At 35.1% G+C, this 8,098-nt stretch carries 10 protein-coding genes; 5 read left to right on the top strand and 5 right to left on the bottom strand.

From position 1 onward, the window contains the following. Positions 1–415 precede the first annotated feature (415 nt). The 5 genes from asnA (at position 416) to BZG01_RS20190 (ending at position 3,617) form a co-directional block, all read left to right on the top strand. Positions 416–1,453: an aspartate--ammonia ligase gene (gene asnA / locus BZG01_RS20210; RefSeq protein WP_101311657.1), complete on the top strand. Its 1,038-nt coding sequence runs from the start codon at positions 416–418 to the stop codon at positions 1,451–1,453. 131 nt (positions 1,454–1,584) lie between these two features. Next, on the top strand, positions 1,585–2,109 hold the full coding sequence (locus BZG01_RS20205; RefSeq protein WP_101311656.1) for an SRPBCC family protein: 525 nt from the start codon (positions 1,585–1,587) through the stop codon (positions 2,107–2,109). Between the two features lie 85 nt (positions 2,110–2,194). Then, entirely contained in the window at positions 2,195–2,752 is a 558-nt protein-coding gene (locus BZG01_RS20200; RefSeq protein WP_101311655.1) for an SRPBCC family protein, read from the top strand. A gap of 13 nt (positions 2,753–2,765) precedes the next feature. Further along, positions 2,766–2,981, top strand: a complete 216-nt coding sequence (locus tag BZG01_RS20195; protein WP_101311659.1) for a YgaP family membrane protein — start codon at positions 2,766–2,768, stop codon at positions 2,979–2,981. A 264-nt stretch (positions 2,982–3,245) separates the two neighbouring features. Beyond that, on the top strand, positions 3,246–3,617 hold the full coding sequence (locus tag BZG01_RS20190; RefSeq protein WP_101311654.1) for a DUF3795 domain-containing protein: 372 nt from the start codon (positions 3,246–3,248) through the stop codon (positions 3,615–3,617). Between the two features lie 50 nt (positions 3,618–3,667). Here the strand turns inward: BZG01_RS20190 and BZG01_RS20185 are convergent, their stop codons facing one another. The 5 genes from BZG01_RS20185 to BZG01_RS20165 all read right to left on the bottom strand — a co-directional run bounded on the left by BZG01_RS20185 (position 3,668) and on the right by BZG01_RS20165 (position 7,865). Then, on the bottom strand, positions 3,668–5,017 hold the full coding sequence (locus tag BZG01_RS20185; RefSeq protein WP_101311653.1) for a sensor histidine kinase: 1,350 nt from the start codon (positions 5,015–5,017) through the stop codon (positions 3,668–3,670). Continuing rightward, a complete protein-coding gene (locus BZG01_RS20180; RefSeq protein WP_180327408.1) occupies positions 5,007–5,372 on the bottom strand; it encodes a helix-turn-helix domain-containing protein in 366 nt (121 codons plus the stop codon). Before BZG01_RS20180 ends, BZG01_RS20185 begins: the two co-directional genes overlap by 11 nt. A gap of 323 nt (positions 5,373–5,695) precedes the next feature. Then, positions 5,696–6,064 (bottom strand): putative zinc-binding protein, encoded by a 369-nt coding sequence (locus BZG01_RS20175; protein WP_101311651.1) that lies wholly within the window; start codon positions 6,062–6,064, stop codon positions 5,696–5,698. A 121-nt stretch (positions 6,065–6,185) separates the two neighbouring features. Beyond that, the gene (locus BZG01_RS20170) at positions 6,186–6,689 is read right to left on the bottom strand and encodes a hypothetical protein (RefSeq protein WP_101311650.1); all 504 of its coding nucleotides are present in this window, start codon (positions 6,687–6,689) and stop codon (positions 6,186–6,188) included. An 18-nt stretch (positions 6,690–6,707) separates the two neighbouring features. Next, positions 6,708–7,865 (bottom strand): adenylate kinase, encoded by a 1,158-nt coding sequence (locus tag BZG01_RS20165; RefSeq protein ID WP_101311649.1) that lies wholly within the window; start codon positions 7,863–7,865, stop codon positions 6,708–6,710. Positions 7,866–8,098: the final 233 nt, after the last annotated feature.

Raw genomic sequence — 8,098 nt, 5'->3', positions numbered from 1 at the left:
ATAACAAGACGTAACCTACAATAATTAAACAAAACCTATTTCTTTAAAAACATCAGTCATTTTTTGTTCCTTTAAAAAAAACACCTACTTTAGCCATTACAAATAACAAAAAAATGAGCCAAAAATTTAATATCAATAATCTTTTCAATAATTTGATGAATAATTATTCATTGAAACCGGGAAGCTTATAGAATTAATCAAAATATTCAATTTACAAGCCTTCCCTAATCGGGAAGGCTTTTTTTTTTACAAAATTATGGATAAACAATTTAAAAATAATAACAACAATAATAATTCTCGTCCAGGGTGAGAAAGGATATTGTTATGCATATTTCAGCCTTTCTCATCAACGAGAAAGGCTTTTTTTGAATCAATTTAACCAGAGGAAAATCCTCACTATCAAAATTTTTAACAAATGGAAAACTTATTTATCCCAAAAGATTACCACAGTACATTGGATCTTGAAACAACCGAAAAAGCAATTAAATTTATTAAAGATCAATTTCAATTGCACTTGGCAGCCGAATTAAAGCTACGCAGAGTAACTGCTCCAATGATTGTTATGAAAGGAACAGGACTTAATGATGATTTAAATGGTATTGAACGCCCTGTTGCATTCCCAATTAAAGGACTGGATGATCAAACCGCAGAAGTTGTTCATTCTCTTGCGAAGTGGAAACGCTTTATGCTGGGAAAACTTGATATTCCTGTTGGTAAAGGCATCTACACGGATATGAATGCTCTTCGCCCCGATGAAGTTTTTACCAACATTCACTCTATTTATGTGGATCAATGGGATTGGGAAAAATCAATAGCAAAAGACGAACGCAGTCTGACTTTCTTAAAGAAAACCGTAAAGCAAATTTATGCTTCGCTTAAAAGAACTGAATATATTCTAAGCGAATACTATTCGCCTCTTAAGCCATTTTTACCCGAAGAAATAACATTTATTCATTCTGAAGATTTATTAAAGAAATACCCAAATCTTAGTCCAAAAGAAAGAGAAGGACAGGTTACCAAAGAATTTGGTGCAGTATTTATTATTGGCATTGGAGGTGAGCTTGCAAACGGAGAACCGCATGATGGAAGAGCTCCCGACTACGATGATTGGACAACACCAAGCACAAACGGATATCATGGTTTAAATGGTGATATTTTGCTTTGGAATCCGGTACTTGAACAATCGTTCGAGATTTCTTCAATGGGAATACGAGTTGATGAAGAAGCTCTAAAGCTGCAATTAAAAATTAGCGGTGAGGAAAAAAGAAAAGATCTCATGTTTCACAAAAAACTACTGGCAGGAAAACTTCCATATTCAATTGGAGGAGGAATCGGACAATCACGCTTGTGCATGTTTCTGTTAAGAAAAGCTCATATCGGAGAAGTACAATCAAGTATCTGGCCTGATGAATTAAGAGATGCCAGTAAAAAGGCAGGCATTATATTCTTATAAATCAACATCATAATTAACAAAAGAGTCCTTTTTTTTGGGGCTCTTTTTTTATCTCTCCCAATGAAAATTTCTTATCTTTAGTAAATGTATTACCACATAAAATAAATAATTGCTAACTAAACATTTACATTATGAAAATCTTGCTTTACATTCTCCTTGGAATTGGACTCCTTGTAGCTATCCTTCATTTTATGGCTCCTAAAACCTATCATGTTGAACGAAAAATTATTGTTTCGGCTAATATCGACACGGTTTTTAAAAGTCTTTGCTCTCTTAAAGACCAACAAGTATGGTCACCTTGGGGTTCTAAAGACCCAAATATGACCATTGAATACAACGGAATTGATGGAGAAATTGGTTCAATATCTCATTGGGTTGGTAATAAGGAAGTTGGAGAAGGCGAACAGGAAATTACAAAAATAGAGCCCACCTCTTATATCGAAACAGAACTTCGCTTTTTGAAGCCTTTTGAATCAACCAGTACCGGCTTTTTTACTATCAGGCAAGTTGCTGAAGGAACTGAAGTTACCTGGGGATTTAAAGGCAACAATACATTTCCAACTACCTTGATGATGGTATTTATGAATATTGACAAAGCGATTGGTCCTGATTTCGAAAAAGGCATGGCAGATTTTAAATCATTCATCGAAAAATAAATTTATGAAACGTCCATGACACACAAGAGCATGATTATTAGGTCATGGTAAGTTCCATGTGACAACTTTAAACAATTTTAGACACATGAAAACGCTTAAGAAGTCGGGTATTTTACTCCTCATTGTATTCCTTGCCTTTGTTGCTCTTGGTCTTTTTCTAAACAAACAAGAGTACCAACTTGAAACCGAAATTAACCGTCCGGTAGAAGAGATTTTTCAATTATTCAACGATCACAACCGACTTTCGGAGTGGTTGACTGAAGTGAAAAGTTTTGAATCAATTGCCGAAACTGAAGATAAAGTTGGTAGTAAATACAAAATGATGGTTGACAATGATGGTAAAATTGTAGAATTAATTGAAACCTTAACCGGCTACAAAGAAAACGAAACGCTTGAAATGGATTTTACTGCAGGATGGATGCATAAATACAATCATTTTACATTCGAAAAATCAGATAACGGCACCAAAATAATTGCTAAGTATTCTATTGAAGGAACCAATCCATTTGCCAAGTCGCTGTTCTTATTTTTCACCAAAACTTTTCAGGAAATTGATTCAACCAATTTGGCTCGGTTTAAAACTTTTGCTGAGAAACAACCTATACTTATTGCACCAACAACCGAAATTGAAATTGTTAACTAAAAAATCAAATATCATGAAAAAAAATATGGGGAAAACAGATCGGATACTAAGAGTCATTATTGCACTTATTTTAGCGACTCTGTATTTTACAGATGTGATTACCGGAACAATAGGAATAGTTGTATTGGTATTTGCCGGAATAATGTTTCTGACCAGTCTTATTGGCAGTTGCCCCCCTTACGGACTTTTCGGCATTAATACCTGCAAAATTGAAGAGCAAAAAAAATAAAATCACCTACAAAAAAGATATATCCCTGAAGAAAATTCTTCGGGGATTTTTAATGTTCTTTATCAACTTAAATGCTGTCATAAAAAAGAGAACCCAAATATTATTTTCTCAGTAAAACAGGAAAAAAATCATCACCTAATTTATAACCAATAAGCTCAAAAACATCTTGAAAAAAACTTGTATTTTGCTTATATTTAAAGATATAATTCTGTAATTAAAGAATTGAAATTAAATTACAATAAGAATAAATAATCCAATGTTAAGATGAGAAGAATTCAGGAGAAAGAAAGAATATCTTACTGTGGAATCAACTGTTCAACCTGTCCTGCTTACGTTGCTACGCAGAAAGGACAGGAAAATGTTCGAATTAAGATTGCAGAGCTTTGGTCAGATAAAGAAAACCAATACGATGCCTGTGAAATAACATGTAAAGGATGTCTGGAACCTTGGGGAAAGAAATTTCGACATTGTGCAGAATGTCAGGTTCGAGCCTGCGCCCGGGAAAAATTATACGACACATGTGCGGAATGTTCCGAGTATCCTTGCAGCAAGTTAAATGAGCTGCTTCAAACGCTGGACGAAAAAATATCCAGAATAGACCTTGATGAATTGAGACGTAATAATATAGCGGGTTAATTCCCGCTTTTTTTCTTCAATAAAATTTCAGATTTTCTAACTCAGTCTACTTAAAACTGAAGGGAAAACTCCGTTAACCGATCTGGTTTCGAACGAGCTGATATTGTTCCCCCGTGCAACCTCATAATTTGCCGGGAAAGATTTAAACCTATCCCCGATCCTTTCTCCTTTGTCGTAAAAAAAGGCGTAAAAATAGTGTCAATAACATCGTCGGGGATTCCCATGCCGTTATCCCTTACAATAATGAAATTAACCGGATTTCCCTGGCCTGTTGAAATAGAAATTGACTTAGATTCGGTGCTCTTGAGCGCTTCTATCGAATTGCGAATCAAATTAATCAGGACTTGAGAAATTAGCTTTTCATCGGCAATTAACTCTTGCTCCGAATCATGCAAATGGTACATAAACTCAATATTTTCTGATTTAAACTCTTCCTTAAACAAAGCATCAATATGTGAAAACAATTTCTCAACAGAGAGTAATTCGAAATGAGGCTTCGGAAGCTGTGTTAAATTCTTGTATTCATCAACAAAAGCAATTAAACCTTTGCTCCTTTTGCGAATGGTTTTTAATCCCATTAATGTATTGGAAATTGCTCCTTCGCTTAACAACTCCTTACATGTTTGATCTCCGTTTTTCTCATACAAATCGATTAAGCTCCCCGACAACATCGAAATAGGACTCACCGAATTCATAATTTCATGTGTGAACACACGAATTAATTTATGCATTGCATCCATTTCTCCTTGGTCAATTGCATTTTTTATATCCTGAAAAGCAATCAATTTGATGCAGTCATCTTCCAAACGAAAATCGACTGCTTTAACGGCCAATTTTAAAATCCGGTTTTTCACCAAATATTTCCTGAGTTTTTGAGTCCCCGTCTTCACCCGAAATAAAAAATCAGGAAACTCACGATCAATACATCCCAATTCTGAAATATTCTGAAATTCTTCGACCAGAAAGAGTTCCTTAAAAGCCTTGTTGCACAACCGAACATTCCCCTTGTGATCAAACGCCAACAATCCAATACCGACCAACTCCACCGTATTTTGAAAGAATATAAAATCCTTTTCCTTTTCAATTTTCACTTTCCCAAATGCGTTGATAATGCTATTAAAGCTTTGATGAAGATTTTGGAAGGCTTTGTCTTTTTTATGCTCATTAAATACCAATGTGGAATCCTGATATTGAAAAGCGGTGAAAAACCGGGACAAATCACGATTCGTTTTATTGATATACCAAATTAGATATACAATTTGTAAAATCCATAAAGCCAAAAGACTATAGGTAGTTACCACCATATATTCTTTTGAAAATACAAACCAGAACAAAACAGGCGTAAGCGATAACAAAATGATTTGAACAACTATCCAAACATAGAATCTTTTATAAATCATACTTTTTAATTTTATCGTATAATGTAGACCGGTTTATCCCTAACTCCTTTGCCGCAAGACTCATATTTCCACCCGTGTGCTTTATTGCTTTCTCAATTAAAAACTTCTCGTTATCAGACAAATTGAGGCTATCCAATATTTTTTTCGGCAATTGTAATTCCTCTCCAAGTAACACATCAACAGCAGATATTTTTTTTGTATCGGATAAGATAACTGATTTTTCGATAATGTGTTGAAATTCCCGAATATTTCCCGGCCATGAATACTGCAAAAGTTTCTTTACTGCTGATTTTTCAAAAACACATTCTCCTTTATGGTACTGATCGGCATATTTCTGCAGAAAAAAAGCTGCCAATTCAGGAAATAGCAGACCTATTTAGAAATCATCCAATAAGGGAGCACATTCCATTCGGCTTGTGCTCCTTTTTTCTTTGGAATAACACATTTATCTGTTTCCTGAGCATTTATAAGGTTTTCCGACGGCGGAAAACCTTAGACTTATGGCGGAAAACCTTAAACTTATGGCGGAACACTTCAGACTTACGCCGGAAAACCTTAGACTTACGACGGAACACTTCAGACTTGCAACGACTAAATTTAGACTTTCGGTAACAAAAACAAGGGAAGCGACGTGACTGACCTTCCCTAAAACAGTGCCCCTTTAAGTAAATTTAGTACTTACAGAAGAGTACACGCCACTTCAAAAACAGCGTCAACATTGTGTGTGTCGGCAGGAGTTTCGCCCTTGATGTATCCTAATTCTGTTAAACGCAAATGCGTAAAATCTGCGATTCCGTTTTTACACATCACCAATTTGCCACAATCTTTTGAGCAACCATCAATAACCAAAATTTTTGCTCCCCGAACGGAATCAATCATCTCAGTAATCCCAGCTCCTACAAAAGCGAGACATTTCATTTGGGCTTTCCCCTTCTTTTGAAGCTTCCTTGCAACCAAATCAGTTAGTTCACCAACATCGGCTGCACCTGAGCACGCAAAAACCACTTTCGTACTTTTTTCATCACATCCACCAGATCTATTTTCCATGATGTTTATTTTAAATGAAATTATTTATTCACAAAACCATAATCTTAGGTATTTTAAATCTAATTCAAGCTCGACAGAGATTCGATCGAAAACAGAATCAAATTGCCTTGACTCTTCTTTTCTAATCGATAATCTGAACATCAATGCGCTTAACTTTATCAAGCAATACTATGGGGAAACCGCTTAAATAGAACTCATAAGTAAAATAACCCCCCTTACCTAAATTGTAATCCCGGTTAAATCTAATTCCAGCCTCTCTGGAAAATTCACAAATCAGGAAATCATTTTCATCATAAAGACGAACAAAATAACCATTGAAGTAAAAATCATGATTGGACTTTACCAGTGCTTCCTTTTTAATATCACTCCGATCAGAAGCAACTAGTTTACTGTCACTAATAAATTGAAAATAATATCTTTCATAAACAGCATATTCATAATCTTCATGATCTTTCTTAGACTCCGTTCTGTTTTGCTTTAAAATTATTTGATTCGTAACATTTAAAGGCTGCGATGCTGATGTAATTTTAAAATTAGTTGACACAGCTCCTAATTTCTCTGAAATAGTTTGAGATTTAGCTCCAAACACTATAAAAAAGAGCAAAAGGGTAATCATTTTCTTCATTCCACACAGTTTAATTATTTAAATACTATTCTTTATTTTTTCACATATCCGATCAAAGACCTCATCGAACTCACCAAGGCCATCTATTTTCAAAACACCATGCAACTGATTGTACTTTTCAATTACCGGTACTGTTTTAATTTCATGTTCCTGCAGGCGTTTCACAATTTTAGAGGTGTTGTTATCGTATGGCATGCAGCGATCGGTCTTACTTCTTTTATCCAGCCGGCTGATTAGTTCCAATGTTGGTACCTCAATTTCGATAATCTGAGAAATGGCAGAACCATGTTTTTTCAACAAACCATCTAAAATGTACGATTGAACCAATGTTCGAGGAAATCCCTTAAAAATGAATCCATTCACTCCGTTCGAGTTTGCGATTTTCTTTTCAATTAATTGCACCACAATTTCGTCGGGCACCAATTCGCCGTTTTCATACAAATCAATAATTCGTTTTCCTATTTCGCTGCCTTTCTGAATTTCCTGATCGAGCATTTGACCTGTAGCAAGGTATTCCAAGTCATATTTTTTGGCCAAAGCAATTCCCTGCGATCCTCTTCCCGAGCCGGGATAACCAAATAACACCAAGTTGAACAGACTCTTACTCAATTCGTCTTTAATAATTTTCTGTATACTCAGATTTACCTCTTCTATTGACTGATCCCCCTTCAATCCAAAATAAACGCCTTTGTCTTTGTAAAACTGCAATACAGGAAGTGTTTTATCATTGTACTCTTTTAGTCTGTTTCGAATCACCACTTCATTATCATCTGCCCTGCCCGATGTCTTTCCTCTGTTTAGTAATCTTGAAACAGACACCTCTTCATCTACCTCCAAACTAATCAGGCAATTCAATGCGGTATTCAGCTTTATCATCAAACCTTCCAAAATGTAAGCCTGAATGTAGGTTCTTGGGAATCCATCAAATAAGAACCCATTGGAATCAGGATTTTCCGTTATGGTTTTCTCAATAATCTGAACGATAATTTCATCGGAAACCAAACCTCCCGAAGCAATAATACTTTGTGCTTCGAGGCCCAATTTACTCTTGTCCGCGATCTCCTTCCGCAGCAAATCGCCTGTCGAGATATAAAAAAGATTGTATTTATTAATCAAAAACTCTGATTGAGTGCCTTTACCGGCACCCGGAGGACCAAACAATGCAATATTCAGCATATAAAAATTTGTTAGAAGTGTAATTTACAAACGAATGTACCACACATGGTATTATTCTACAATGTAGTACATAAACCAATTAAGATCAAGATTTATTATCATATGTGATGAATTTTTACCCCTGATACACACCTAAATAATAAGACTTGAATTCCATAAGAATAAAAGGAACTCATCGTATTAATATCGATAATTGTCGATATGTTATTTTATTATATGCACTTACACTATTT

Origin of the sequence: Labilibaculum manganireducens, from assembly GCF_002843385.1 — a bacterium.
Taxonomy (GTDB): Bacteria; Bacteroidota; Bacteroidia; order Bacteroidales; family Marinifilaceae; genus Labilibaculum; species Labilibaculum manganireducens.
The sequence above is the reverse complement of the archived record's forward strand: the minus strand, read 5'-3'. Positions and strand labels throughout refer to the sequence as shown.